The sequence below is a fragment of the Arthrobacter koreensis genome, assembly GCF_009193255.1.
Lineage (GTDB): Bacteria > Actinomycetota > Actinomycetes > Actinomycetales > Micrococcaceae > Arthrobacter_B > Arthrobacter_B koreensis.
The window spans coordinates 99,443-124,703 of record NZ_WACG01000002.1; the positions used below are offsets into that span (position 1 = coordinate 99,443).

General features: G+C 66.1%; 20 protein-coding genes and 1 pseudogene. 10 read left to right on the forward strand and 11 right to left on the reverse strand.

Annotated elements, in window-relative coordinates:
• Positions 1-71: 71 nt before the first annotated feature.
• Together GD628_RS07415 and glnA are read right to left on the reverse strand one after the other, a co-directional pair.
• Positions 72-1,208 (reverse strand): serine hydrolase domain-containing protein, encoded by a 1,137-nt coding sequence (locus GD628_RS07415; RefSeq protein WP_152274300.1) that lies wholly within the window; start codon positions 1,206-1,208, stop codon positions 72-74.
• 129 nt (positions 1,209-1,337) lie between these two features.
• Positions 1,338-2,762, reverse strand: coding sequence for a type I glutamate--ammonia ligase (gene glnA, locus GD628_RS07420; RefSeq protein WP_091605594.1), 1,425 nt, complete (start codon positions 2,760-2,762; stop codon positions 1,338-1,340).
• 262 nt (positions 2,763-3,024) lie between these two features.
• Between glnA and GD628_RS07425 the strand changes: the two genes are divergently transcribed.
• Positions 3,025-3,471 (forward strand): RDD family protein, encoded by a 447-nt coding sequence (locus GD628_RS07425; protein ID WP_091605591.1) that lies wholly within the window; start codon positions 3,025-3,027, stop codon positions 3,469-3,471.
• 77 nt (positions 3,472-3,548) lie between these two features.
• Here GD628_RS07425 and GD628_RS07430 read toward each other — a convergent pair whose 3' ends face one another.
• The 3 genes from GD628_RS07430 to lipB form a co-directional block, all read right to left on the reverse strand.
• A complete protein-coding gene (locus tag GD628_RS07430) occupies positions 3,549-4,301 on the reverse strand; it encodes a DUF4191 domain-containing protein (RefSeq protein WP_091605586.1) in 753 nt (250 codons plus the stop codon).
• A 94-nt stretch (positions 4,302-4,395) separates the two neighbouring features.
• The gene (gene lipA / locus GD628_RS07435) at positions 4,396-5,400 is read right to left on the reverse strand and encodes a lipoyl synthase (protein ID WP_091605583.1); all 1,005 of its coding nucleotides are present in this window, start codon (positions 5,398-5,400) and stop codon (positions 4,396-4,398) included.
• Complete coding sequence (gene lipB, locus GD628_RS07440; protein WP_152274301.1) at positions 5,397-6,113, reverse strand: lipoyl(octanoyl) transferase LipB; 717 nt, start codon at positions 6,111-6,113, stop codon at positions 5,397-5,399. The genes lipA and lipB overlap by 4 nt, the downstream gene beginning before the upstream one ends.
• A 113-nt stretch (positions 6,114-6,226) precedes the next feature.
• Here lipB and GD628_RS07445 point away from each other — a divergent pair, with 113 nt between their 5' ends.
• Genes GD628_RS07445 through GD628_RS07465 form a run of 5 tightly spaced genes read left to right on the forward strand, consistent with a single transcriptional unit; the run spans position 6,227 to position 12,819 of the window.
• The gene (locus tag GD628_RS07445; RefSeq protein WP_152274302.1) at positions 6,227-7,930 is read left to right on the forward strand and encodes a serine/threonine protein kinase; all 1,704 of its coding nucleotides are present in this window, start codon (positions 6,227-6,229) and stop codon (positions 7,928-7,930) included.
• Between the two features lie 10 nt (positions 7,931-7,940).
• On the forward strand, positions 7,941-11,468 hold the full coding sequence (locus GD628_RS07450; RefSeq protein ID WP_152274303.1) for a S41 family peptidase: 3,528 nt from the start codon (positions 7,941-7,943) through the stop codon (positions 11,466-11,468).
• A 9-nt stretch (positions 11,469-11,477) separates the two neighbouring features.
• Positions 11,478-11,999 carry a universal stress protein gene (locus GD628_RS07455; RefSeq protein WP_152274304.1) on the forward strand — a complete coding sequence of 174 codons (522 nt, stop codon included), beginning with the start codon at positions 11,478-11,480 and terminating at the stop codon, positions 11,997-11,999.
• A complete protein-coding gene (locus GD628_RS07460) occupies positions 11,996-12,445 on the forward strand; it encodes a fluoride efflux transporter FluC (RefSeq protein WP_152274305.1) in 450 nt (149 codons plus the stop codon). The genes GD628_RS07455 and GD628_RS07460 overlap by 4 nt, the downstream gene beginning before the upstream one ends.
• The gene (locus GD628_RS07465) at positions 12,367-12,819 is read left to right on the forward strand and encodes a fluoride efflux transporter FluC (RefSeq protein ID WP_338083411.1); all 453 of its coding nucleotides are present in this window, start codon (positions 12,367-12,369) and stop codon (positions 12,817-12,819) included. Before GD628_RS07460 ends, GD628_RS07465 begins: the two co-directional genes overlap by 79 nt.
• 33 nt (positions 12,820-12,852) lie before the next feature.
• Here GD628_RS07465 and GD628_RS07470 read toward each other — a convergent pair whose 3' ends face one another.
• The 5 genes from GD628_RS07470 to GD628_RS07490 all read right to left on the reverse strand — a co-directional run bounded on the left by GD628_RS07470 (position 12,853) and on the right by GD628_RS07490 (position 18,947).
• Entirely contained in the window at positions 12,853-13,281 is a 429-nt protein-coding gene (locus tag GD628_RS07470; RefSeq protein ID WP_152274307.1) for an OsmC family peroxiredoxin, read from the reverse strand.
• Positions 13,282-13,483: 202 nt separating this feature from the next.
• Positions 13,484-13,831, reverse strand: a complete 348-nt coding sequence (locus GD628_RS07475) for a hypothetical protein (RefSeq protein ID WP_091605563.1) — start codon at positions 13,829-13,831, stop codon at positions 13,484-13,486.
• A gap of 147 nt (positions 13,832-13,978) precedes the next feature.
• The gene (gene sucB / locus GD628_RS07480) at positions 13,979-15,727 is read right to left on the reverse strand and encodes a 2-oxoglutarate dehydrogenase, E2 component, dihydrolipoamide succinyltransferase (RefSeq protein WP_152274308.1); all 1,749 of its coding nucleotides are present in this window, start codon (positions 15,725-15,727) and stop codon (positions 13,979-13,981) included.
• A gap of 116 nt (positions 15,728-15,843) precedes the next feature.
• Positions 15,844-17,226 (reverse strand): dihydrolipoyl dehydrogenase, encoded by a 1,383-nt coding sequence (lpdA, locus tag GD628_RS07485; RefSeq protein WP_091605558.1) that lies wholly within the window; start codon positions 17,224-17,226, stop codon positions 15,844-15,846.
• Between the two features lie 194 nt (positions 17,227-17,420).
• Complete coding sequence (locus GD628_RS07490; RefSeq protein WP_091605555.1) at positions 17,421-18,947, reverse strand: leucyl aminopeptidase; 1,527 nt, start codon at positions 18,945-18,947, stop codon at positions 17,421-17,423.
• Between the two features lie 214 nt (positions 18,948-19,161).
• Here GD628_RS07490 and GD628_RS07495 point away from each other — a divergent pair.
• From GD628_RS07495 to GD628_RS07510, 4 genes and pseudogenes are all read left to right on the forward strand, one after another.
• Positions 19,162-20,055, forward strand: a pseudogene (locus GD628_RS07495) (proteasome assembly chaperone family protein); the annotation flags it as partial.
• Between the two features lie 222 nt (positions 20,056-20,277).
• Entirely contained in the window at positions 20,278-21,645 is a 1,368-nt protein-coding gene (locus GD628_RS07500) for an MFS transporter (protein ID WP_152274310.1), read from the forward strand.
• Between the two features lie 139 nt (positions 21,646-21,784).
• Positions 21,785-23,131 carry a DUF4192 domain-containing protein gene (locus GD628_RS07505; RefSeq protein WP_152274311.1) on the forward strand — a complete coding sequence of 449 codons (1,347 nt, stop codon included), beginning with the start codon at positions 21,785-21,787 and terminating at the stop codon, positions 23,129-23,131.
• 275 nt (positions 23,132-23,406) lie between these two features.
• Positions 23,407-24,663: an RNA polymerase sigma factor gene (locus tag GD628_RS07510; protein ID WP_152274312.1), complete on the forward strand. Its 1,257-nt coding sequence runs from the start codon at positions 23,407-23,409 to the stop codon at positions 24,661-24,663.
• 233 nt (positions 24,664-24,896) lie between these two features.
• Here GD628_RS07510 and GD628_RS16655 read toward each other — a convergent pair whose 3' ends face one another.
• The gene (locus tag GD628_RS16655) at positions 24,897-25,118 is read right to left on the reverse strand and encodes a DUF7455 domain-containing protein (RefSeq protein ID WP_091605542.1); all 222 of its coding nucleotides are present in this window, start codon (positions 25,116-25,118) and stop codon (positions 24,897-24,899) included.
• Positions 25,119-25,261 lie beyond the last annotated feature (143 nt).

Genomic DNA, 25,261 nt, shown 5'->3' on the forward strand with positions numbered 1-25,261 from the left:
GACGACGGCGGTGCGGTGCGTGGTCTCAACGGCCAGGCGCGGCGCCGCCGTCGTGCGTTGGGCGCCCGTGGCTAGCCGCTGGAACGGAGGGCACCGCGCACCCGGCCCAGGGGTTCCCAGAACCAGTCAAAGCTGTCCTGCGGGCCGGACATAAGGCGCTGGGTAAAAACCACACCAATGTCTCCGTTCGGATAGACGGCGGCGCTGGTCCCGGAACCTCCCGCCCAGCCCCACATTCCGGGCTCGGACCAGGCGGCACCGGGTTCGGTCTGCACGGCCGTCATGTAGCCCCAGCCCTGCCCGGGCCCGGCCATCTCGGTGAGCCCGGCGCGCTGGCTCCCGGTTAGATGATCGGCGGCCATCGAGGCTGCGGTGCCAGCCGGGAGCAGCACGTCGTCGGTCAGCGCGGACAGGAAGGCGACATAGTCCGGAACGGTGGAGACCATGCCGCCGCCGAGGGATTCGAACTGAGGCGGGGCGCTGAAGGCGTCCCGGTAGGCCCCGGCCTCCACGAGTGCCCCGTCCTCCTCCTGATAGACGGCAGGGAAATTTTCTTCACCGGTGGGGAAACCGGTGCCGTCCAGGCCGAACGGGCCGGTAATCCGCTCCGCCAGCAGCTGCGAAAGGGGTTTGCCGGCGATCTTGGCAAGCAGCACCGAAAGCAGGTCCGCGCCCGAGTGGTACATCCAGCGCTGGCCCGGCTGGGCGGCAAGCGGAAGCTCCGCCAGACGGGCCAGGTAGGTGTCAGGGTCCATATCCGGGGGATTGGGGCCCCAGAGCAGTTCACGGGTGGCCCTGGAGTAGGGTGTGTCGCCGAAATCGATGCCGAAGCCGGCGGTGAGGGTCAGCAGGTGCCGCAGCGTTACCGGCCCGCGTACCGGAACGGTGACGGAGAGCGGGGCATCCGGCGACGCCAGCACCCGCAGGTCTCCCAATCCGGGCAGCCAGCGCGAGATGTCATCGTCCAGGGTCAGCCTGCCCTCCGCCACCTGGTCCAGTGCCAGCGCACCGCCGACCAGCTTGCTCAGTGAGGCGATGCGGAACGGCGTGCCGGGCAGGACCGGTTCGGTCCCCTGCACGTCCAGTGTTCCGAACGCCCTGACTTCGGTCTCGCCGCCGATGCGTACCCCCGCAGCGAGTCCCGGGCACCACCCCGATTCAACCTGGGAGGCGAGGCTGTCCCACAGTGGCTGCAATGATCCGGGCATGGGTCCACCGTCCACCTGAACTCCCGCAGGGTCAATGCCCGCCGGCGACGGAAACAAAAAAGGCCCGCACCGCTGCCGGAGCAGCTGTGCGGGCCTTTTCGGCTGCGGCTGGGTTAGCCGCAGGAGATGCTAGACGCCGTAGTAGAGCTCGAACTCGAAGGGGTTCGGGCGCAGGGAGAGCGGGAAGATCTCGTTCTCACGCTTGTAGGTGATCCAGGCATCGATCATGTCCTGGGTGAACACACCGCCTGCCTGCAGGAATTCGTTGTCTGCCTCGAGTGCATCCAGTGCTTCCTCGAGGGATCCCGGTGCCTTCTGGATGTCTTTGGCTTCCTCGGCCGGGAGCTCGTAGAGGTCCTTGTCGATCGGGTCTGCCGGCTCAATGCGGTTCTTGATGCCATCGAGGCCTGCCATCAGCTGGGCGGCGAAGGCGAGGTACGGGTTGGACGAGGGGTCCGGAGCGCGGAACTCGATGCGCTTGGCCTTCGGGTTGGAACCGGTGATCGGGATGCGGATACCGGCGGAGCGGTTGCCCTGCGAGTACACCATGTTCACCGGAGCCTCGAAGCCCTTGACCAGGCGACGGTAGGAGTTCACCGTCGGGTTGGTGAAGGCCAGGACGGCAGAGGCATGCTTCAGCAGGCCGCCAATGTACCAGCGTGCGACGTCGGAAAGGCCTGCGTAGCCCTTCTCGTCGTAGAACAGCGGCTCGCCGCCGTTCCAGAGCGACTGGTGGCAGTGCATGCCCGAACCGTTGTCGTTGAAGACCGGCTTGGGCATGAAGGTGGCGGACTTGCCCCAGGCATCTGCGACGTTCTTGACGATGTACTTGAACTTCATCAGGTCATCAGCCGCGTGGGTCAGCGTGGTGAACTTGTAGTTGATTTCGGCCTGGCCGGCGCCGCCCACCTCGTGGTGGGACCGCTCTACCTCGAGGCCGGCGTTGTCCAGCTCCACGCAGATGGCGTCGCGCAGGTCAGCCTGCTTGTCCACCGGCGCAACGGGGAAGTAGCCGCCCTTGAACGGCGTCTTGTTGCCCAGGTTGCCGCCTTCTTCCTCGCGGCCGCTGTTCCAGGGAGCTTCGATGGAGTCGACCTTGTAGAAGCTGCCCTGCGGGGCGGACTCGTACTGGACGTTGTCGAAGATGAAGAATTCGGCCTCGGGAGCGAAGAACGCGGTGTCGGCGATGCCGGTGGAAGCCAGGTAGGCCTCGGCGCGCTCGGCTACGCCGCGGGGATCGCGGTGGTAGGGCTCGCCGGTGCGGGGGTTCACGATGGAGAAGTTCAGTGCAAGAGTCTTCTCGATGCGGAACGGATCAAGGAAAGCGGTGGTTACGTCGGGGATCAGCTGCATGTCCGACTCGGCGATTCCCTGGAAACCGCGGATGGAGGAACCATCGAAGAGCTGGCCGTTGATGAAGAAGTCGGCGTCCACGGACTTGGCCGGAACGTTGAAGTGCTGCTGCACGCCGGGAAGGTCGGTGAACCGGATGTCAACGAACTTCACATCTTCGTCAGCGATGAACTTGAGGACCTCGTCCGCATTCTTGAACATCGTGTCTATGCTCCTTATACATGTTTGGTTGGAAGGCCTCGGGCGGTGGACCTGTCCGTGCGCCAGCTGGGAATTCCCGCAGGATCCGGCAACTGGAAATAGTCTAGGAGCAGCCCATTAACCGCCCGTGTCACCAATGTTTCGGCGACGTTACGTGCACTGTGCTCCTGCCTCCACCCTAGCCTGTGCGCCCCGCCACAGGCATAATCAGGCGCTTCACGAACCGTCGGACGCGCTCCGGGCAACCCGGTAGTCTTAAATGGTGGTTGACAGAAGAAGCTTAGGTTCATGGCTCGAAGGCCCCCCGTCAGACGAAGGCAGCTGGCCGGGCCGGCGCCTCGGAAGGCCGCCCGGCGGACCGGGCTCCATTGCCCGGGTCGGACCCCGGCTTGGGGCGCTGGTCATCGACTGGGCGATCGCCTCGGTCATTGCCTACGCGTTCTTCGGCGGCACTGAGCTTTCGATTCTGCTGGTCTTCGCGGTTGAACAAATCGTGCTTGTAGGCCTGCTGGGTTACAGCATCGGCCACCGTGTCTTCAGCCTGCAGGTCCAGAAACTGGACGGCAGCGCAGCCGGCCCCCTCGCCGGCGTCGTCCGTACCCTGCTCCTCTGCCTGGTGATCCCGGCCCTGGTATTCGACGCCGACCAGCGGGGCCTGCACGACCGGGCCATGAAAACCGTCCTCGTCAAGGTCAAGCACGGACGCTGAACGCCGTCGCAGGCCCGCATGCGAGATAAGGAACGCCCCCGGCAGATTGCCGGGGGCGTTCCTTATCTGGCGTGGGCTTAGCGGCCGCGCGCTGCCTTGCGGTCCGGGCGCGCCTTGTATGGATCGATTCCCTTCGGGATGGGCAGTCGCTGGCCAATCGCGGAGAGGCGCTTGTTGACCGCCTGGACTTCCTGCTTGGTGAGGGACTTCTTCAGCTTCTTGACCTTCTTGGCCACCTGCTGCAGCGGAACCTGTCCTTCGCCGCGGCCGGTCTGGATGACGTGGACCGGCACGTTGGGAACAATGCGGTTCATCTTGCGGCGTTCGCCGTCCACCAGGGCCTTGACCCGGTTGGCAGGTCCTTCAGTGACCAGCACAATGCCGGGGCGGCCAATCGCGCGGAAGACTGCGTCCTGGGTGCGGGGGCTGACGGCCACCGGCTGCTCTTCGAGGATCCAGCCGCGGCGCAGGACGGATAGTGCAGCACCGGAGGCGCCGGGCTGGCCTTCGATCTGTGAAAAGGCGGCACGTTCCGCGCGGCGGGAGAGGATGAACATGGCGGCCAGCAGACCGAGCGGGATCGCGATGATGAGCATCGTAATCCAGTTGTCGATCAGGAACCCGATGATCAGGCCGAGGGCGATGATGCCGAGGAAGGCACCAACCATCCGCCAGATAACACTGGGATCGTTGCGCCGGGTCATTTTGAAGACATCGGCGATCTGTTTCATGCGGCCGGGCTGCTTGTTCTTCTTTTCCGCCTTCGGCTTGCGGGAGAAGAGGCCGCGGCGGGCGCCCTTGGATGCGTCGGAATCAGTGCTGTTGGCCATAATGCGTCAATTCTACGTGATGACGGCCCGGCGCTTTCTCCCGATGACAACAGGAAGAAAGCGCCGGGCCGCTGAACGGTGGAGGTTGCCCGGATTACTGCCGGGCCAGGACGGCGGATGCCTCCTGGGCGGCGGTCCCGGAGTCTTCGATGTGCGCCAGGTTGGGCGGCAGTACCCTGCCCTTCTTCCGCATGGCGCCGGCCCACAGTCGGCCGGCACGGTAAGAGGACCGGACAAGGGGCCCGCTCATGACGCCCAGGAAACCAAGTTCCTCGGCTTCGGCGCTCAGTTCAACGAACTCCTCGGGCTTAACCCAGCGGTCAACCGGCAGGTGGCGTTCGCTGGGGCGCAGGTACTGGGTGATGGTCAGCAGGTCGCAGCCGGCGTCGCGCAGGTCCCGCAGCGCGCCGGAAATCTCCTCCCGCGTCTCGCCCATGCCCAGGATCAGGTTGGACTTGGTAACCATCCCCAGCGCCTGGCCCTGGGTGATGACGTCGAGGGAGCGCTCGTAGCGGAACGCGGGACGGATCCGCTTGAACAGCCGCGGCACTGTCTCCACATTGTGCGCGAAGACTTCAGGGGCTGCGTCGCAGATCGCCTGGATGTGCTCGGGCTTGCCGGAGAAGTCCGGAATCAGGATTTCGACGCCGGTTCCCGGGTTCACTGCATGGATCTGGCGGATCGTTTCGGCATACAGCCAGGTGCCCTCGTCCGCCAGGTCATCGCGCGCTACTCCGGTGACTGTGGCGTAGCGCAGGTTCATCGACTGGACCGACCGGGCAACCTTCATCGGTTCCATGCGGTCCAGGGGAGAGGGCTTGCCGGTGTCGATCTGGCAGAAGTCGCAGCGGCGGGTACAGTCCGAGCCGCCGATGAGGAAAGTGGCTTCCTTGTCTTCCCAGCATTCGAAGATGTTGGGGCATCCGGCTTCCTCGCAAACCGTATGGAGGCCTTCCTTCTTCACCTGGCCCTTGAGGTGCACATACTCGGGACCGATGTTCACCTTGGCTTTGATCCAGTCGGGCTTGCGCTCCACCGGAACGGCGACGTTTCGCTGCTCGATGCGCAGCAGGCGGCGGCCTTCGGGGGCAAGTGTCACGTCACGGCTCCTTGTGTTTCTTCGACTGTGCCGGCGGCCGCTGGTGCGGACGCGGCGGCTCCGGGACGGCTGGTGAGCCCCCCGAGGGTACGCATGAGTTCCTCCTCGACCCGCTGCACGACGGCGGCGGGGGTCACCAGGGTTCCTGTTTCCTGGCTCAGGGAGGTGGTTCCGGCGTCCGTGATGCCGCAGGCGATGATCTGGGCGTAGGGTGCCAGGTCGTTGCTGCAGTTCAGCGAGAAGCCGTGCATGGTGACGCCGTGGTCCACGCGGATCCCCACGGCGGCTATCTTGCGGTCCTGGGCGTTGTCCGCGCCGGTGATCCAGACTCCGGATCGTCCCTCGACGCGCCGGCCTTCGACGCCGTAGCCGGCCAGCACCGCAATGAGCGCCTCCTCGAGTGCAGCCACATAGTCCACCACCAGGACGGGGTCCGGCAGCTTGAGAATGGGGTACCCGACGAGCTGCCCCGGGCCGTGCCAGGTGAGCTTGCCTCCACGGTCAACACTGACAACCTCCGTGCCGTCGAAAGGGCGCTCGTGAGGTTCGGTGCGGCGGCCCGCCGTGTAAACAGGCGTGTGTTCGAGCAGGAAAACGGTGTTCGGACGGCTGCCGTCCCTCACCTCGGAGTGGGCCCTGCGCTGGAGGTCCCACCCCTCCCGGTAATCCAGGTAGTCCGGAGCAAGGCCCACGCGCAGAAACTGCAAATCCATACCGGCTACCCTAGCCGGGATTGTGACTGAAAGCGGGCATGATTCACGTCATGTTTCGCCGGGCCTGTGGATAACTTCTGCGTGAGTGCGCCGAAGAGGCTAGAAATATCGGCATGCAAATGGTCCAGGACCCGGACGTACCCGGAGAGGATGAAGAAGATTCCCCGCCCAGGCCGGTACTCCCTGATCCGCAGTGGCACGTAGGCCGCTGCCTGGGGAAGGGCAGCAGCTCATCCGTGTGGCTGGTGGAGCGGCCGGTGGACCGGAAACGGTACGCCCTGAAGGTGCCGCTCGGCCGGGATGCGCTGCCTGATGGTTTTGAAATCCGCCGGGAGCTGGGCATCCTGTCCAGATACCGGCATGAGAACCTGCTGGGCGTCGAGGGTGTCCTGGCCACGTCCCAGGGCCACGGACTGCTGCTGGAGTACGCCCCCGGTGACAGCCTGGCCCGGCTTGTGGCCGCCCGGGGAGTCCTGAGCGCCGGAGAAACGGTCACTGTGCTCGTCGCCGTGGGGCGTGCGCTCGACTGCCTCCACGCTGACGGCGCAGTTCACGGAGATGTATCTCCGGGCAACGTCCTGTTCACTGCCAACGGCAAGCCGCTGCTGGCTGACTTCGGTACGGGCAGGCTCCTGGCCGAACCGGGACGGGGAGGCACCGGGACTCCGGGCTTCAGTGCACCCGAGACGGCGCTCCAGGCTGGGGAACCGGGGGAGGGGCGCGCAGGTGACGTGTTCGCCCTGGGTGCGTTGGGCTGGTTCATGCTCACCGGCCGCCCTCTGGTTCCCGGATTGCGCCTTCCGCTGAGTGTTCTGCTTCCGAACCTCCCGCCGGCGCTGCGGGACCTGGTGGATTCGGCCCTGGAGGAGGCCCCGGAGTTACGGCCGGCGGCCGGTGACTTCGCCGCCCGCGTGCTGCGGGCCTGCCCGCCGGAACCGCTGGACCTGCTCCCGGCCGTGCACCCCAGCATTGCCGCGGAACTGCGCACGCGCCGCACCTCGCCCCCGGCCGGGTCCCGGCGGAGGCGCAGCCCCGGGCAGCGGAAGGCGCGGCGTTCCCCGCGGGCTCCCTGGGAAGAACCGCTGCGGGGCACGCGGGCAGCCCCCGGGGGCAGCGCACGGAAGACCCGCCGCGGTGCCGGAAAGACCGGCGGCTGGCTGATCGCGACTGCCCTGCTGGTGGGCGCTACGGCGGTGCTCGGAGCCATTGCGGTCCTGGCGCCCGAGGTGCTGCACCCGGATGGCGTTAGGTCGGTCCCCGCCGCAGGACAGGTCCAGGAGACTGCCCCTACCGGTCCCGGCCCCGAAGGCCCTCCACAGGCCGAACCTCCGGCGGCGCAGCTGCAGCCTGCCCAGGGTGAATCCGAACCGACACCCGGGGAGCTGGCTGTCCTTGCCGGAGATGATCCGCTGGCCGCGGCAAAAGTGCTGCCCGTGCTCCGGGCCCGGGCGTTCGCCGCGGGAAACCCGGAGCTTCTTGGATGGGTCAACCAGCCGGGCTCCGAGGTGGAAGCGGCGGACCTGACAACAGTCAGGGCCCTGCAGGAACGCGGTGAGCGTCTCGAGGGGCTCACCGCAGCCGTACTGGATGCCTCCGCTGCGTCCCCTCTTTCCGGGGAACGCGTCCGGATAGCGGTCTCCGCTGAACTCTCGGCCTGGACACAGGTCCGCAGCGACGGGACCCAGGCCGCGGATCCCGGCGCGGAGCAGCGCCAGGAAGTGCTTCTTGAGCTGCAGCGGAGCGGAGGCAGCTGGCGGATCGCCGCAGTGCTGCCCGCGGCGGCAAGCCTTCAGGAGCCCTCGGTCACCAAAAGATAGGATCGGGGGTATGAGTTCAACTCCGTATCTTCGCTATCCTGACCTGCACGGTGACCGAGTGACCTTCGTAGCTGAGGACGACGTGTGGGTGGCGCCGGTCTCCGGCGGCCGGGCCTGGCGGGTTTCCTCCCTGCAGCTGCCAGCCCGGAACCCGAAGTTCTCACCGGACGGTTCGAGGATCGCCTGGAGCGTGACGCAGGGATCTGCCCCTGAAGTAGTGACCGCCGATACTGACGGAGGAGACTTCCGCCAGCTCACGTTCTGGGGCAACCAGAGCACGACGGTTCGGGGGTTCGCTCCGGGCGGGGCCGTGATCGCAACGAGTCCCTTCGAGTTCGAGGACTTCCGGCTGCGCTGGGCCTACGAGGTGCCGCTGGACGGAACCGCGCCGCAGCGCCTTCCCTACGGCCCGGTGGACACCCTGGCCCACGGGCCCGTGCTCGGGGACGAACGGCCCCTGGTCATCGGTTCGGTGCTCAGCCGCGAGCCCGCCCGCTGGAAGCGGTACCGCGGGGGAACCGCCGGAAAGCTCTGGATCGACGCCGATGGCAACGGCGAGTTTGTGCGCCTGGTTCCGGAGCTGGACGGCAACCTTGCCTACCCGATGTGGGTCAATGGCAGGATCGCTTTCTTCTCCGACCATGAGGGTCACGGCAACATCTACTCCGTAACGCCTGCCGGCACCGGATTGCGCCGGCACACAGATTTCCAGGACTTCTACGTCCGGCACCCCTCATCCGACGGTACCCGGATCATCTTCGAATCGGCGGGCGCGCTGTGGGTCCTCCCGTCCCTCGACGCCGAGGCGGAACGGCTGGACATCACCCTGGGCTCGGCCGGGACCAACCGGCGGCCGCGTCCGCTCAATGCGGCGCAGCACCTCCGTACGGCATTCCCGGATGCCGGCGGGAAGTCCAGCGTCGTGGAAACCCATGGGACTCTTCACTGGCTCACCCACAAGGACGGCCCCTCCCGGGTCATTGAGGCAACCCCGGGCGTACGCGCCCGGCTCGGACGCCCGCTCCCGGGAGGCCGTGCCGTGTACGTCGCGGACCCGGACAATGAAGAGGCACTGTTCATCAAGGATGTCTTCGCGTCCCTGCCGGCCGCCGGCGATGTGCGCCCGGCTCCCGTCCCTGCCCCGTCACCGGCCACCCAGGCAGCCTCCGAGCCGGATGCGAGTGACCTGCCGCGCCCGGTCTCGGCAGTCAGCCGCCCCGCGGCTGGCAGCACTGAAGCCGCTCCGCCCCCCGCTGCACCCGCCGGAGGACAGGACAACGCCGAAGCGCCTGCGCAGGGTGCATCCGAGGCAGTGCTCGCGTCGCAGGAAAAGGCAGCCGGTTCCGGACTGGTGCGGGTTCCCTTCCCGGCACCGTCGCGTACAGCTCAGCTGGTACCCAGCCCGGACGGCAGGCTTGTGGCCGTTGCCACCGAGTTCGGCAAGGTCTACCTCCTGGATGCAGGGACCGCCCAGCTTGTGGAGCTAGCAGACAGCGGCCACGGAGCCGTAACAGACCTGGCATTCAGCCCTGATTCCCGCTGGCTGGCCTGGGCTGAGCCCGTCACCGTCCACGGAGCGCGCAGCAGGATCCGGCTAAGGGAAGTGTCCGGCAGCGACACCGCGAACACGGACGTCACCGACGGCAGGTTCCATGACCATAGCCCGTCGTTTACCCCGGATGGAAAGTTCCTCGCATTCCTGTCTGAGCGCAGCTTCGACCCCGTCTATGACACCCACGGCTTCGATCTGGGATTCCCCACCTCCACGAAGCCGTTCCTCGTGGCGCTTGCCGCCGGCACCAACTCGCCGTTCGGCCCCGCCGCCCACGTGGTGGAGGAAGCTGCTGCCGACAAGACGGAGTCCGACGACCCGCAGGATGCAGAGGCACCAGGAACCGCCGTTGACCTGGAGCGGCTGGCAGAGCGGCTCATCGCGGTTCCGGTGCCCCAGGGCAGTTACACCAAACTGCGCGCAGCCGAGGGCGCCCTGCTGTGGCTGGCCGAAGACGTCTACGGCGTCACCGGCGACGGACGGGCCAATTCCTCGGACCGGGCACCGGGCAAGAGGCTGGAGCGTTTCGACGTAGCGGCCAGGGAAGTCTCCGTTCTTGTTCCTGCGCTGGAAGACTACGAACTCTCCCAGGACGCAGGCACGGTGGTCCTGCGCAACGAGCACCGCCTGCGGGCCGTTCCCGCCGGTGCCCGGGCGGACGAGGATTCCCCGGAGAACGTCACCGTTGACCTGGCCAGGATCCGGGTCCTGCTGGAGCCGCTGAAGGTCTGGGGACAGGCGTTCGACGAAGCGTGGCGGCTGCAGCGTGAGTTCTTCTGGACCCCGGACATGGGTGGACTGGACTGGGACGAGGTACACGTCCGTTACCGTCCTCTGGTGCAGAACCTGGGCTCGCATGACGACCTGGTGGACCTGCTCTGGGAGCTGCACGGCGAACTGGGCACGTCCCATGCGTACGTTACGGCCTCCGGTGCCGCGGAAGCCGGGGGAGGTGCGCAGGGATTCCTTGGCGCTGACCTCCGTCCGGGTGCAGGCGGCTGGGAGGTCGTGCGCATCCTGGACCCGGAGTCGTCTGATCCCAAGGCCATTTCGCCCCTGAGCGCTCCGGGGGCGGACGTTCGCCCCGGGGATATCATCACTGCCGTGGACGGACTGCCGGTTCCGCCGGACAAGGGACCTGCCGCGCTGCTGGTGGGCGCCGGCGGCCGCGTGGTGGAACTGACCGTTGTCCGCACTTCAGGCGAGGACGGCCCGCAACAGCGGCGCATCGCCGTCGTTCCCCTGCGCAGCGAGGAGCGGCTGCGTTACCAGAATTGGGTGAACGCGAACCGGCGGGCCGTGCGTGCAGCATCCGACGGCGGCTTCGGCTACCTCCACATTCCGGACATGGTCGCCAGCGGATGGGCGCAGCTTCACCGTGACCTGGACAGCGAGGCGGCCAAGGACGGACTGGTCATTGACGTCCGCCATAACCGTGGCGGCCACACCTCCCAGCTTGTCGCAGAGCTCATCGGCAGGAAGGTCACCGCGTGGATGCTCCCGCGGGGCGAGCAGGCCGGGACCTACCCGGACCAGGCTCCCCGGGGTCCGGTCGTGATCCTCACCGATGAGTTCGCCGGTTCTGACGGTGACATCGTGACGCAGGTGGCCAAGCTGCGGGGAATCGGACCGGTAGTCGGCACCCGGACCTGGGGCGGCGTCGTTGGTGTTGACGGCCGCTTCGACCTGGCGGACGGTACATCGGTCACCCAGCCGCGCTACGCTTTCTGGTTCACCCAGGGTGTGGGCTTCGGCGTGGAGAACCGCGGGGTGGAGCCGGACATCGAGGTTCCATACCCGCCGCACGCCTATGCAGCGGGCGTGGACCCCCAATTGGAGCAGGGTGTGGCGATCCTGAAGGAAATGCTGGCGGAGATCCCCACTGACGTGCCGCCTGCCCGGGAAGGCTATCCGAGCCTGCGCCCGGCGCCGCTGCCCCCGCGGCCGCAAACCATACCCGGACGTGGTGGAGAGGAGCGGGTGTAGGGTCACGTGATGGAGACGAACCACGGCGCGGGGCCCGGGCAACCTGTGGTTGTCGGCGTCGCGCCGGGCCAGTCCCCTCGGGTGGTGAGCCAGGCAGCGCGCTTCGCCAGGCAATTCGGGTCCGAGCTGATTTGTGCCTGTGCCAACCCGGCCCGCTTCGCTACCGGCGAGTCTGCGGATGGATCAATGACCAGTGCTTCCCTCGACCCCGATTTTGCCGACGAGGGTGAGGCCGCTTTTGATCCGCAGCTGGCCGCGGATCTGGGCGGCATCCTCGCCGGTACAGACGTATCGTGGCGCACCCTGGCCATCCCCGGCGATGTAGCACATGCCCTGGGCCACCTGGCGAATACTGTCGACGCCGCCATGATCGTTGTGGGTACGCGCGAGCGATCCCTGGGAGGGAGCATCCAGGAGCTGCTTAGCTCGTCCATCGCGGCAAAGCTTGCCCGCGGGCAGTTTCGACCGGTTGTTGTGGTTCCGGTCGGCGCGAAGAACGAGGGAAGAGCTTCAGGCGGGTCGGTCGAGTGAAGGCCGCCGAACGCCCGCCGCACCTGCGCTGGCGGCCTATCGCGCTGGTTGCCGCCGGGGGAACTGCGGGTGCGGCCTGCCGGGAGGCTCTATCCCTGCTGATTCCGCACCTCGGGTCCGTGCCCCTGGCCATCCCGGCAATCAATGTCATGGGCGCCTTTTTACTGGGCTGTCTCTACGAGGCCCTTCTGGGCAGTGAGCGCTCGATCAGCAGGAACCTCCGGCTCCTCCTGGGAACAGGTTTCTGCGGCGGATTTACCACGTACAGTGCCCTGGCCAGGGACACAGCGGTGCTTCTCCGGGACGGTTTGGCCCCTCAAGGCGTCCTCTACGCACTCGGAACTGTAGCAATCGGTGCCTGTGCCACATGGGCAGGCATAGCCGCCTCCAGCTCAGTTCGACGCCGGTCGCCACAGAGGCCAAGAGAACGGGGTCCCTTGCGGTGACTCCCTGGCTCTTTGTACTTTTAGCGGCATCAGGCGGCGCGGGCGCGGCGCTGCGGTTCGTTGTTGACGGAGTGCTCCGATCCCGCCTCCGGACGACGTTCCAGTGGGCAACGACGATCATCAACGTGTCCGGCTCCCTTGTCCTGGGCGTGCTCACGGGACTCACGGCTGGGCGGATGCTTCCCACTGAACTCGGCATCGTCCTTGGTACTGCTTTTCTCGGTGGATACACCACCTTCAGTACCGCCAGCTATGAAACAGTGCAGCTCATCAGGGAAGGCCGTAAGGCCGCGGCGTTCATCAGCGGTGTCGTGATGCTTGTGGCTTCTGTCGGTGCCGCGATCGCCGGCCTCTGGGCCGGATCGGCACTGTAGCCGTACCCTGACGCCACGGGGCGGGCGCCGGCCCTAGGTTTCGAGCGCCGCGTCCATGGTGATGCTAATGCCGGAGAGGGCCTGGGACACCGGGCATCCGGTCTTGGCGGACTCGGCGATGTCCGTGAACTCCTCGGCGGTCAGCCCCGGCACGACGGCGGTGACGCGGAGATGGCTGCCGGTGATGCCGGTTCCCGGAACGAAGTTGACCTCCGCGGACGTCTCGATGCGTTCTGCCGTCTTGCCCGCCTCCGCCAGGGCGTTGCTGAAGGCCATGGAGAAGCATGCGGAGTGCGCGGCCGCAATCAGTTCCTCGGGGCTGGTGCGGCCCCCGGACTCCTCCGCACGGGCCTTCCACGTTACTTCGTATGTTCCCAGCTGGGACGAATCGAGGGTGACTTCGCCTGTGCCATGGAACAGGTCCCCGTTCCAGATGGTGTGTGCTTTACGGACAGTAGCCATGGGAGCTCCTTCGGGGCCGGGCGCCGGGCGGGACTGCCGTAGGGCGCTGCCGCCCATCCTTGCAGGCAGGTGGCTCAACTGCCAGACCCCGGCATACAGATACCGGAGACCGGCAGGCCCGGGGACGCATAAAAAAGTTCCTCCCCTCGGAACGTGAGGGGAGGAACCGGTGCGCGATGCCGCGCTGTGGATCAGAGGTCGATTACCACATGGTGGCCAGTGCCACGTTGACCACGGTGAGGATACCTACGCCGTTGGCCAGGACGCCGGAGACCGGCTGGTCCTTCTTGTACTTGCGCTGGCCGATGAAGGCCATGACGGCGATCACCAGCGCGATGACGAGCTTTACGGCCACCTTGACGTGGTTGACCTCTCCGTCACCCATTTCGTTGAGGCCGACCAGCAGGATGCCGGTCACCAGCTGCAGCAGTGCAGCGTGGAACTGGCCCGGCATCACGGTGGGGTTCTTGATCTTGGCGAGCCAGATACCAACGATGGCACCGGCGCCGAGGATGTGCAGGAACACGAGGAAGCTATGAAGGAAGTCCATGGTTTCGATCTTACCGACAGTGTGTCAGGGGACGTAATTCTTCCGATAACTATTCTACAACGAGTAGAAGTCGGGATGTCGACGCCAAATAACGCAGCAGGCGGGTGCCCCCGTGGGGGGCACCCGCCTGTCATTGTGTCTTAGCGCTTAGAGGCCCAGGTCGGCTTCGAAGCTGCCTTCTTCCAGGCGTGCCTTCAGGGTCTGAAGGAAGCGGCCTGCATCGGCACCGTCCACCAGGCGGTGGTCGTACGTCAGGGACAGGTACATCATGGAGCGGATGGCAATGGTGTCATTGCCGTCTTCATCCGTGCGGACAACCGGGCGCTTCACGATCGCACCGGTGCCCAGGATTCCCACCTGGGGCTGGTTGATGATCGGAGTGTCGAAGAGGGCTCCGACGCTGCCGATGTTGGTGATCGTGAAGGTGCCGCCGGAAAGCTCGTCCGGACCGATCTTGCCGCTGCGGGTGCGCGCACCGACGTCGGCAATCTTCTTGGCCAGACCTGCGAGGTTCAGGTCCCCGGCGTCGTTGATGACCGGAACCAGCAGGCCCTTTTCGGTATCAACGGCGATCGCCAGGTGCTCGGCGTCGTGGTAGGTGATTTCCTGCGACTCGCTGTCGTAGGACGCGTTGAGCTTCGGGTGCGCCTTCAGCGCCTCCACCACGGCCTTGGCGATGAACGGCAGGAACGTCAGGTTGGCGCCGTTCTGCTCCTTGAAGCCGGCCTTCGCCTTCTGGCGCATCGTGGCGATGCGCGTCATGTCGACTTCCTGCACCTGGGTCAGCTGTGCCGAAGTGTCCAGGGACTCCATCATGCGGCGGGCAATGGTCTGGCGGATCCGCGGTGCCTTGACCGTGGTGCCGCGCAGCTTTGCGCTCTCTTCGCTGATCTTCGCCGGAGCAGCCTTGTCAGAGGACGACGGCGCCGCAGCCGGTGCCGGTTCCTTTGCCTTGGCGGCTTCAGCAGCGTCCAGAACATCCTGCTTGCGGATGCGTCCTGCCACGCCGGAGCCCTTGACGGTGGACAGATCCACGCCGTGCTCATTGGCCAGTTTGCGGACGAGCGGGGTCACGTACGTGCCGGAGCCGGACTCTTCCTTGCCGGTCTCTTCCTTGGGAGCCTCCTGCTTGGGGGCTTCCTGCTTGGGGGCTTCCTGCTTCGGAGCCTCCTGCTTGGGAGCTTCTTCCTTCGGCTCTGCAACCGGCTCCTCGCGCTCGGTCGAAGGAGCGGCAGCCACGGGCTCGGCTTCCTTCGGTTCGGCCTTGGCCGGGGCTGCGGAACCGGAACCGATGACGGCCAGGACGGAACCTACCTCGGCGGTCTCGTCCTCATTGACCTTGATCTCCAGCAGCTTGCCGGCCACGGGGGAGGGGATCTCGGTGTCTACCTTGTCGGTGGAAACCTCCAGGAGGGGTTCATCTACCGCGACGTCGTCGCCTACGGCCTTCAGCCAGCGGGTAACGGTGCCCTCGGTAACGCTCTCGCCCAGTGCGGGAAGCGTGACGTCGGTGCTGTCACCGGAATCTGCTGACCCGGAGTCCTCTGCGGGTGCTTCCGGTGCTTCTTCCTTCGCCTCGGGCTCGGCGGGAGCTTCTTCGGCTTCCGGTGCCTCTTCCTGTGCGGGCGCGGAACCGGAGTCGTCAGAGGAGGACCCGGAGCCGTCGCCAATGCGCACCAGCGCTTCGCCGACCTCGGCGGTCTCATCCTCGGCCACGAGGATCTCCTCGATGACGCCTGCAACCGGAGACGGGATTTCGGTGTCTACCTTGTCGGTGGACACCTCCAGCAGGGGCTCGTCAACGGCGACGGTATCGCCTACCTGCTTCAGCCAGCGGGTTACGGTGCCTTCGGTGACGCTTTCACCAAGGGCGGGTAAGTTCACGGTTTCAGACATATTGTCCCCGTTTCTCCTTGTTAGTTCTTTGACCAGCCGTGCCGCTGGTGCTGGTTGGTTTGAAGCCTAGTGCACCCGGCGCCGCAGGCGCCGGATGCACCGGGAAACTCTTCGCTCTAGCCGTGCAGCGGCTTGCCGGCGAGTGCCATCGCGGCTTCGCCAAGGGCTTCGTTCTGGGTGGGGTGCGCGTGCAGCAGGCCGGCCAGGTCTTCCGGGTAGGCTTCCCAGTTCACGATCAGCTGTGCCTCACCGATCTGCTCGCCGATGCGGCCGCCGATCATGTGGACGCCAATGATGGGGCCGTCCTTCTCGCGCACCATCTTGATCAGGCCGGAGCTGCCCAGGATGGAGGTCTTGCCGTTGCCGGCCAGGTTGTATTCCTGGACCTGGACATTCTCGGCACCCAGCTTTTCCTTTGCCTTGGCCTCGGTCAGGCCCACGGAAGCGATTTCGGGCTCGCAGTAGGTGACCTTGGGGATGTTGACGTCTTCGACGACGACCGGCTTGAGGCCGGCGATTTCCTCGGCGACGAAGATGCCCTGCTGGAAGCCGCGGTGTGCCAGCTGCAGGCCGGGAACGATGTCGCCCACGGCGTAGACGTTGCCGACGCCGGTGTGCAGCCGCTCGTTGGTGATAACGAAGCCGCGGTCCATGGTCAGGCCGGCCTCCTCGTAACCAAGGTTGGCGGTAACCGGTCCGCGGCCGACGGCGACGAGCAGCAGCTCGGCTTCGAAGGTCTTGCCGTCGGCGAGGGTGACGACGACGCCGTCGTCATTCTGCTCCACCTTCTCGAAGAAGATGCCCGTGCTGAACTTGATGCCGCGCTTCTTGTAGGCACGCTCAAGGTTCTTGATGATGGCGGCGTCTTCGTTGGGGACCAGCGACGGCAGGCCCTCCACGATGGTGACGTCGACACCGAAGGAGTTCCAGACGGACGCGAACTCGACGCCGATTACGCCGCCGCCGAGGATCACGGCGCTCTTGGGGACGTAGTCCAGGGTCAGTGCCTGGTCGGAGGTGATGACGCGTCCGCCGATTTCCAGGCCCGGCAGGGAGCGGGAGTAGGAGCCGGTGGCCAGGATGATGTTGGAGCCGGTGTAGGTCCGGCCGTTGACCTCAATGGTCTTCTCGCTGGTCAGGCGGCCTTCACCCTCGATGACGGTGATGCCCTTGGACTTGATCAGGCCCTGCAGGCCGCGGAACTTGCCCGCAATGATGTTGTCCTTGTAGGAGTTGACGGCGTTCATGTCCACGGAGTCGAAGGTGGCCTTGATGCCGTACTTCTCCGCAGTCTTGGCGTTTTCAGCAATTTCGGCTGAGTGCAGCAGTGCCTTGGTGGGGATGCAGCCGTTGTGCAGGCAGGTGCCGCCCAGCTTCCCCTTTTCGATCAGCCCAACGGAAAAGCCCAGCTCCACGGAGCGGAGTGCCGCGGCGTAGCCGCCGCTGCCTCCACCGAGGATCAGGATGTCGAACTCTTGCGCAGTTGCCTCTTCGGCCACGTGGACGCTCCCTCGCGTAATCTGTTGACGCACTGATGGCGCGTCGGTTAGTGATTCGGGCGGTTGTGAATAGGTTTCACACTATCGCCCAGTTTCCCCGGCATCCACTCGGTTAAGTGGGCCGGAAGGCGAATGTAACCAGAAACACGCGCAACAAATGCCCCTTTAAGTTGCACGCATAACATGTTGGGGTGCTATACCGCGCGGGCCAGCACGTCCTCCGCGTAGGAGACCAGCGTGCGTACCGCAACGCCGGTGCCCTCCTTGGGGGTGTAACCGTAGGGTGCGCCTTCGTTGAACGCCGGTCCGGCGATGTCCAGGTGGGCCCACGGAATCTTTACGCCGTCCACTTCGCCGACGAACTCGCGCAGGAACACTGCCGCGGTCATCATGCCGCCGAAGCGCTCACCGATGTTCGCCAGGTCCGCGGTGGGGGAGTCCAGGCTCGCCCGCAGCTCTTCCGGCAGCGGCATGGGCCAGAACAGTTCCCCGGCGCGGTCTGCGGCAGCCTTGACGGCATCGCGCACACCGTCCTCGCCCATGACGGCGGAGACGCGGTTGCCCAGCGCGACCATCTGCGCGCCGGTCAGCGTGGCGACGTCGATGATGACGTCCGGGTTTTCCTCGCTGGCGATCGCCAGGCCGTCGGCCATGACCAGGCGGCCCTCGGCGTCGGTGTTCAGGACCTCCACGGTGCGTCCGCCGTACGTGGTCAGGACGTCAGAGGGGCGCTGGGCGGTGCCGGAAGGCATGTTTTCGGCCAGGCAGAGCCAGGCGGTCACCTTGAGCGGCAGGCCCAGTTCCGCAACGGCCAGGAGGGCGTTGAGGACGACGGCGGCGCCGCCCATGTCCGACTTCATGGCCTGCATGCCGGCGGCCGGCTTCAGGGACAGTCCGCCTGAATCGAAGGTAATTCCCTTGCCGACGAGGGCGAGCTTGGCCTTGGCACGGGCGGGGGAGTATTCCACCTTGACCAGGCGCGGCGGGCGGGCGGATCCCTTGCCGACGCCGAGGATGCCGCCGAAGCCTTCGCGTTCAAGCTTCTTCTCGTCCCAGACGGTGACCTTGACGGGCAGCGGACGTGCGGCGTCGCGGGCTGCGGCAGCGAACGTCTCGGGGTAGAGGTGGCTGGGCGGCTGGTTCACCAGCGTGCGGGTGGCGTTCACGGCGCGCGCAACGACGCGGGCGCGCTCGAGGGCCGGCTTCAGTGCGGCGTCGCCTGCGGTGGAGGTGACCACAGTGATCGAGGAGACGGGCGCGGGAACCTTGGTGGAGTGCGTGCTGCGGTGTTCCGTGAAGCTGTATGCGCCAAGCAGGGCGCCTTCGGCAACCGCGGCTGCATCTTCCACGGTGGAGGCGGGAAGCGCCAGGGCTACCGTCGAGGTGCCTGCGAGCTGCCGTACTGCGGAGCCGGCGGCCCGGCGCAGTGCTTCGGTGCCCAGCTGCTCGCCGGCGGCAACGGGGCCAAGTCCTGCCAGCACCAGCATCTCGGCATCCAGCTCCGGCAGGCCGGGAAGGCGTACCACCTGGTCTGCGGCACCGGTGACGCCCAGCAGTGCGAAGGATCCGGCCACTGCCGAGGAAGACTTCTGTGAGAGCGGGCTGTCCACCAGGACGGGGCCGTCAGGGGTCTGGCCGACGCCCACTACCAGAGCCTGCGTTTGGACCTTGCGGACGTCCCGGGAAATTACCTGCAGGTCTGGCTCACTGGCTTTGCTCACGAAGCTTCATCCTCACGTTTTTGTGTGTTCTTGGTGCTTTGCTCTTCCGATCGTAGTCTCTTCCGCCGCTGCCCACGCGGACCGGCTCCGCTGCGGGTGTGGAATGAATCCGCCGGTGCATGGCGTTTACCCTTGAGTAAGGGATTGACAACCAAGCGCTTGGTTTCTAAAGCGCCCCCGCAAACCAACGGGACGAGTGGCAGGAAGGTACAACATGCTTGATCCGCTGACCCTGTTCAACCTGGATCCGGAACTGGCCGCTTCCGCCGAAGTGCGCGGACTGCCGCTGCTTGCCGGATTCACGGGTTTCGGCGAGGCAGGCCACGTGGTGTCCCAGATCCGTGACGAGCTTTTCGAAAACCTGGAACACGACCTGGTGGCCACCTTCGATGCCGACCAGCTCATCGATTACCGTGCCCGCCGTCCGCAGCTGACGTTCGTGGAGGACCACTTCACGGGCTACGAGGCCCCGCGCATCGAACTACACCGCTTCCATGACGGCCTCGGGGAACCTTTCCTGTTCCTGACCGGCTTCGAACCCGATTTCCAGTGGGAACGCTTTACCGCCGCAGTGCTGAGCCTCGTTCAGGCCCTCGACGTCTCGCTCGTCGCCTGGGTCCATTCAATACCGATGCCGGTGCCGCACACGCGCCCCATCGGTGTGACCGCGCACGGCAACCGCCCGGACCTGATCGAGGGCATCAGTTCATGGAAGCCGACGGCGCAGATCCAGGCTGCCGTAGGGCACCTGCTGGAACTGCGGCTCTCTGAGGCCGGAGTCGACGTCGTGGGCCATGTGGTTCACGTACCGCATTACCTTTCGGATGCCGAATTTCCTCCTGCCGCCGTGGCGGCGCTGGAATACCTCGGTGCGGCGGCTAATCTGGTCCTGCCGACCGACCGGCTGCGTGAGGCCGGCCGGGAGGTTGAAAAGCAGATTGCGCAGCAGGTGGATGCCTCGGCAGAGGTACGCGGCGTCGTGGCCACGCTGGAAAGCCGGTACGACGAGTACAACGGCAGCACGGTCCGGCGTTCACTGCTGGTCAAGAACAATGATGAGCTGCCCGACGCCGAAGAGCTCGGTGCCGCCGTCGAAGCGTACCTGGCCAGCCCGCAGGCCGAGGAAGAGACCGAAGCACTGCTTGTTGCACAGGACGAGCAGGAACCAGGTCCGGACGGCGAAGGCCCTGCGGCAGACGAGGATGAGGAAAGCGTTGAACCGAACGGCCCCGAGCGCCTATCAGGCGGCGACGACCGGCCCGGAACACCCGGAGGCGACGGCAAGGCCTAGAGCCTCCCGTATCCTGGCCGCCGCGCCGGGCGGTGCGGCATGAAAAACCGGAGTGCTTGGCTGGTCTGGGGCGCCGGTGTCTTTGCCTACATGGTCGCCGTCACCCAGCGGACGGCTTTTGGTGTTGCGGGGGTGGAAGCGACAGAACGGTTCTCCGCCACAGCATCCGTCCTGTCCATCTTTACGGTGGTGCAGCTGGTCGTTTACGCAGGCCTGCAGATCCCCGTAGGCATGCTGGTGGACCGGTTCGGTCCCCGGCTCCTGATTACCTGCGGGGCTGCGCTGATGTTCGCCGGTCAGTTCCAGCTTGCCGCCGCGGAGTCTGTCGGCGCCGGAATCGTGGGCCGGTCCCTGGTTGGCGCCGGCGATGCCCTGACCTTCATCTCGGTACTGCGGCTGCTGCCGGCGTGGTTTCCGGCGCCGAGAATCCCCGTCCTGACCCAGTGGACCGGAATTATCGGACAGCTGGGCCAGATTGCCAGTGCCATCCCGTTCGCCTTCGCGCTGCATGAACTTGGCTGGAACACGGCGTTCATCTCGGCCGCGGCGCTCTCAGTCCTTGCCTTCGTGCTGGCGCTGGCTTTCGTCCGCAACCAGCCAGGCGCCGCCGCGCGTTCCCCGCGCCCAGCGCACGACGGCGGCTCCCTCTCGGCAGCCTGGCGCCAGCCCGGCACCCGGCTGGGCATGTGGACGCACTTCACCATCCAGTTTCCGGGGACCGTCTTCGTGCTGATGTGGGGGTACCCCTATCTCGTCAGCGCGGAACAGGTTTCCCCTGCCGCGGCCTCGGCGCTGATGACCTTCTTTGTGGCGGTTGCCATCGTGTGCGGACCGTGGCTCGGTTCCTGGGTAGGCCGGCATCCCCTGCGCCGGTCAACCATGGTGCTGCTGATAGCCGCCGCCATGGCCTGCGGCTGGCTGGTGGCCATGCTCTGGCCGGGCCCGGCTCCGGTGTGGGTCCTTGCCGGGCTTGTAGCGGTACTCGCCATTGGCGGCCCCGGTTCCATGATTGGTTTCGACTTCGCGCGGACGTACAACCCCAGCACACGCCTGGGCACTGCCACCGGAATTGTGAACATTGGCGGGTTTGGCGCGTCGCTGATTTCGATGTACCTCATAGGCCTGGTCCTCGACCTCCTGCTCAGCACCGGGTTCTCCGGCGGTGACCTCTATGACCTTGCGGCCTTCCGCATCGCGCTGTCCGTGCAGTTCCTCGTGATGGGCGTGGGTGTGGCAGGGATCCTGGTCAACCGCAGGAGGGTACGCACTGCCCTGGCAGACGAAGGGCTGCGCCTGCCGCCGCTGCGCGAAGCGCTGGCCCGCGAACGGCGCCGCCGCAGGGATTTCCGGCGCGGCGCCGGGCCGGAAGAAGAGGGGAAGCCCGTGCAGGAACCGGCGTCCGACTAAACACCGCTGGGGTTGAAGGCGGGAGTTCCTTCCAGTCTTTCCCTCCCCAGTGGTGCTGGACGCTCGAACTGCGGGCCGTTATCCCTCCGCGGGCACGTTCCGGCACCGCTGGGCGGACTGAACGGACAGTCTGGGGCCCATGAGCGAATTCCAGAACACAGGACGCCCGGACGCCGCCCGCCGGTCCGCACCCCACCGGCACCATCCCGCAGCGGAGACCGCAGACGGGGGTCCCGGTGCTGACGGCGCCGGGCCCGGAACCACCGAGGTGCTGCACGCTGGCACCCCGCAGGACATCCTGGCGTTCGTGCCGCACTGCCTCGGTTTTACGCCGCAGGAATCGCTGGTGCTTCTCGGCCTGCGCGGTGCACGGCTCGGGGCAACGCTTCGGCTGGATTTGCCCGGTGCGTCCTGCGCCGGGGACAGCCCCGGGCTGGACAGCCTGGAACTGATCTCCGGCTACGCAGACCGGATCACCAGCCTGCTCTCCAACGACGAAGACACCGATGGAGTATTGGCCGTGCTGTATACCGATCTGGTGCCGGAGGAAGGCACCCCTCCGCCGTACAGCGCCTTGATGGACATACTGTGCAGCGAACTGGAGAGGCACGGGCTGATAGTCCGTGACGCATGGCTGACTGGAAACGGAACGTGGCGTGCCTACTTCTGCACGGACCCTGGCTGCTGCCCCTGGCCCGGACACCCGACAGACGGTATTGCCGGGAGCAGGCTGGGCGCAGAGCTCGTGTACCGGGGCAGCGCCTTCGCACCTTCGCTGGAAGGATCGCTGGAGGGAACGCTGCGCCGTGCAGGAACACTGCGTACCGCGGCAATGGACGCACGCATCGATAAAGTGCGCCGCCGGATGGAGGGGAGGTGGGGCTCACCGGATGTCTTCGACGAAGTGCTCGCCGCCTGGGACCACAGGATCTGTTCAGCGACCCGGCTGCCGCCGTCCGAGCCCGTGGACCCGAATCCCGGGCGGAACGGGCGCGAGGGCGACGCCCTGCTGCTTGCGAGCCTTGAATCCAAGCCGGTGCGGGACACCGTCCTGGTTCTCGCCGCCTCCGGAATGGCTGCTGCCGCACAGGGGATACGTCATCTGCTGCACCCGGACCTGGTACCGGACACGCCAAACGCAGGCCAGGAGCCGTCAGCGCTGGCCGGGCAGCAGTTTAGGTCCATGCTCATTGGACGCAGCCGCAGCGCCCCGGACTGGGAGCGCCTGGACGCTGCCCATTCCGTCGTCTGTAATCTCCTCCTGCGCGCGGCAGGCGAGCCGGCCGCTGCCCTGCTGACTCTCCTGGGCTGGGTCGAATGGGCGCGGGGGCGCAGCTCCCGGGCGGAGCTGAGCCTCTCCGCCGCCCTTCGCGAGGTACCCGGATACCGGCTCGCGGCGCTGCTGCGCGAACTGCTGCGCAGGGGCGAGCTGCCGCAATGGGCGCTCTCCCCGCTGACCGCCTGGCACGGCGGTCCAGGCGCCTGATCAGCCCGCGGCAGGCACGGGAGACCGCCGACTCTCCGTGTCCGGTGGTGGCAGCGCGCCAAAGCATGCGACAATGGGAACCGAGACCCGGTTGGGTTCGTGTACCTAGTGTCGTTCCGGCTTTCCGCTCACGCGGGGAATAGGAACAGGGTGCGGTGTGTTTGCATATGGAACTGCACCGCGTACAAAGCACTGGTTATGGCACGGACTTGACAGGGTCATAGTGGTGTTGCCCCCATGGCGGCGCCGCAGCCCGCCGTATTGAAAGGTTTTCTGTGTCCGCGAGAAAGACAACTGCTGTCAAAGAGACTGACACTGTGACTGCCGAGGTTGCTGAGGCGGCACCTGCCGCAGCCACCAAGACGGCTGCCAAATCTGCCCGCAAGCCTTCCACCCGCAAGGCACCGGCAAAGGCCTCCGCGGCAAAGACCACCGCAAAGAAGGCAGCCGCTCCCGCCGAAGACGCTGACGTCAACACCGACGAGGCAGAGGCAGAGCCTACCGAAGCGGACGTGGAGGTCGTCGAGGCTGACGCCCCCGAGGCAGCCCCCACCGGCTCCGGCTTCGTTTACTCCGACGCCGACGACGACGACGCACCTGCCCAGCAGGTCGTCTCCGCAGGCGCCACCGCGGATCCCGTCAAGGACTACCTGAAGCAGATCGGTAAGGTCGCCCTGCTGAACGCTGAGCAGGAAGTGGACCTGGCCCTGCGCATTGAAGCGGGCCTGTACGCCGAAGAGAAGATCGCTGCGGATCCGGACATGGATCCCAAGCTCAAGCGGGACCTCCAGCAGATCATCCACGACGGCAAGCGTGCCAAGAACCACCTGCTGGAAGCCAACCTCCGGCTCGTTGTCTCGCTGGCCAAGCGGTACACGGGCCGCGGCATGCTCTTCCTGGACCTGATCCAGGAAGGCAACCTGGGCCTGATCCGTGCGGTGGAGAAGTTCGACTACACCAAGGGCTTCAAGTTCTCGACCTACGCCACCTGGTGGATCCGCCAGGCGATCACCCGCGCCATGGCGGACCAGGCCCGCACCATCCGTATCCCGGTGCACATGGTGGAAGTCATCAACAAGCTGGCCCGTGTCCAGCGCCAGATGCTCCAGGACCTTGGCCGCGAGCCCGCTCCCGAAGAACTGGCGCTTGAACTGGACATGACCCCTGAAAAGGTCGTAGAGGTCCAGAAGTACGGCCGCGAGCCCATCTCCCTTCACACCCCGCTGGGTGAGGACGGCGACTCCGAGTTCGGCGACCTCATTGAAGACTCCGAGGCAGTTGTTCCGGCTGACGCAGTGAGCTTCACCCTGCTGCAGGAACAGCTCCACTCCGTCCTGGACACCCTGTCCGAACGTGAAGCGGGCGTCGTAGCCATGCGCTTCGGGCTCACTGACGGCCAGCCGAAGACCCTGGACGAGATCGGCAAGGTCTACGGCGTGACCCGCGAGCGGATCCGCCAGATCGAATCCAAGACCATGTCGAAGCTGCGCCACCCCTCGCGGTCGCAGGTCCTGCGGGACTACCTCGACTAGGACACTGCAGAACCGGCAGAACTAAAAGGCTGTGCCCCCGCGAACATCGCGGGGGCACAGCCTTTTAGTTCTCCACTACTGCCTCATCCCGGCGGGTGGATGCCGGCCGGTCCCGGTCCCTCGACGGGGCGGGCCACCGGGACCGGCAGTCCGGGGAAACATGCCCGGACAGAACAAAGGCCCCTCCACACCGGAGGGGCCTTCGCGAGGTCTGGGACTGCTGGTCTTCGGAATTAATCTTCCGGAGAAGCTGCCTTCTGGTGCAGACGAGCACTCTCGTCCTGCCACTCAGAGGTCAGGGGGCGAAGGTTCGCCTCCACTGTCCGTGCATGGTGAGCGCAGAAAAGAAGTTCCCCACCGGAGGATTCCAGTACCGCGCGCACGTAAGCCTGAGCGCCGCAGCGGTCACAGCGGTCCAGCGCATTGAGTTGACGTGTAGCAACTGCTGCTGTCATGAGTGCCTCCTTAAGGGTGTTGATACTTCATATAACCATCTTTGCCGGCCGGGCCTTTCGATTAAGGCCCGCCTTTCGCTCTGCGCGTACCAACGGGTAGGTCACATCCAAGCCAGCGGGCAGTGGCACTGTTCACTTTTGCC

Coding starts and splice junctions, on each gene's coding strand:
- GD628_RS07415 (WP_152274300.1), bottom strand. CDS start 1,208: ATGCCCGGATCATTGCAGCCACTGTGGGACAGCCTCGCCTCCCAGGTT.
- glnA (WP_091605594.1), bottom strand. CDS start 2,762: ATGTTCAAGAATGCGGACGAGGTCCTCAAGTTCATCGCTGACGAAGAT.
- GD628_RS07430 (WP_091605586.1), bottom strand. CDS start 4,301: ATGGCCAACAGCACTGATTCCGACGCATCCAAGGGCGCCCGCCGCGGC.
- lipB (WP_152274301.1), bottom strand. CDS start 6,113: ATGGATTTGCAGTTTCTGCGCGTGGGCCTTGCTCCGGACTACCTGGAT.
- GD628_RS07445 (WP_152274302.1), top strand. CDS start 6,227: ATGCAAATGGTCCAGGACCCGGACGTACCCGGAGAGGATGAAGAAGAT.
- GD628_RS07450 (WP_152274303.1), top strand. CDS start 7,941: ATGAGTTCAACTCCGTATCTTCGCTATCCTGACCTGCACGGTGACCGA.
- GD628_RS07455 (WP_152274304.1), top strand. CDS start 11,478: ATGGAGACGAACCACGGCGCGGGGCCCGGGCAACCTGTGGTTGTCGGC.
- GD628_RS07465 (WP_338083411.1), top strand. CDS start 12,367: ATGGGCAGGCATAGCCGCCTCCAGCTCAGTTCGACGCCGGTCGCCACA.
- GD628_RS07470 (WP_152274307.1), bottom strand. CDS start 13,281: ATGGCTACTGTCCGTAAAGCACACACCATCTGGAACGGGGACCTGTTC.
- GD628_RS07475 (WP_091605563.1), bottom strand. CDS start 13,831: ATGGACTTCCTTCATAGCTTCCTCGTGTTCCTGCACATCCTCGGCGCC.
- sucB (WP_152274308.1), bottom strand. CDS start 15,727: ATGTCTGAAACCGTGAACTTACCCGCCCTTGGTGAAAGCGTCACCGAA.
- GD628_RS07500 (WP_152274310.1), top strand. CDS start 20,278: ATGAAAAACCGGAGTGCTTGGCTGGTCTGGGGCGCCGGTGTCTTTGCC.
- GD628_RS07505 (WP_152274311.1), top strand. CDS start 21,785: ATGAGCGAATTCCAGAACACAGGACGCCCGGACGCCGCCCGCCGGTCC.
- GD628_RS16655 (WP_091605542.1), bottom strand. CDS start 25,118: ATGACAGCAGCAGTTGCTACACGTCAACTCAATGCGCTGGACCGCTGT.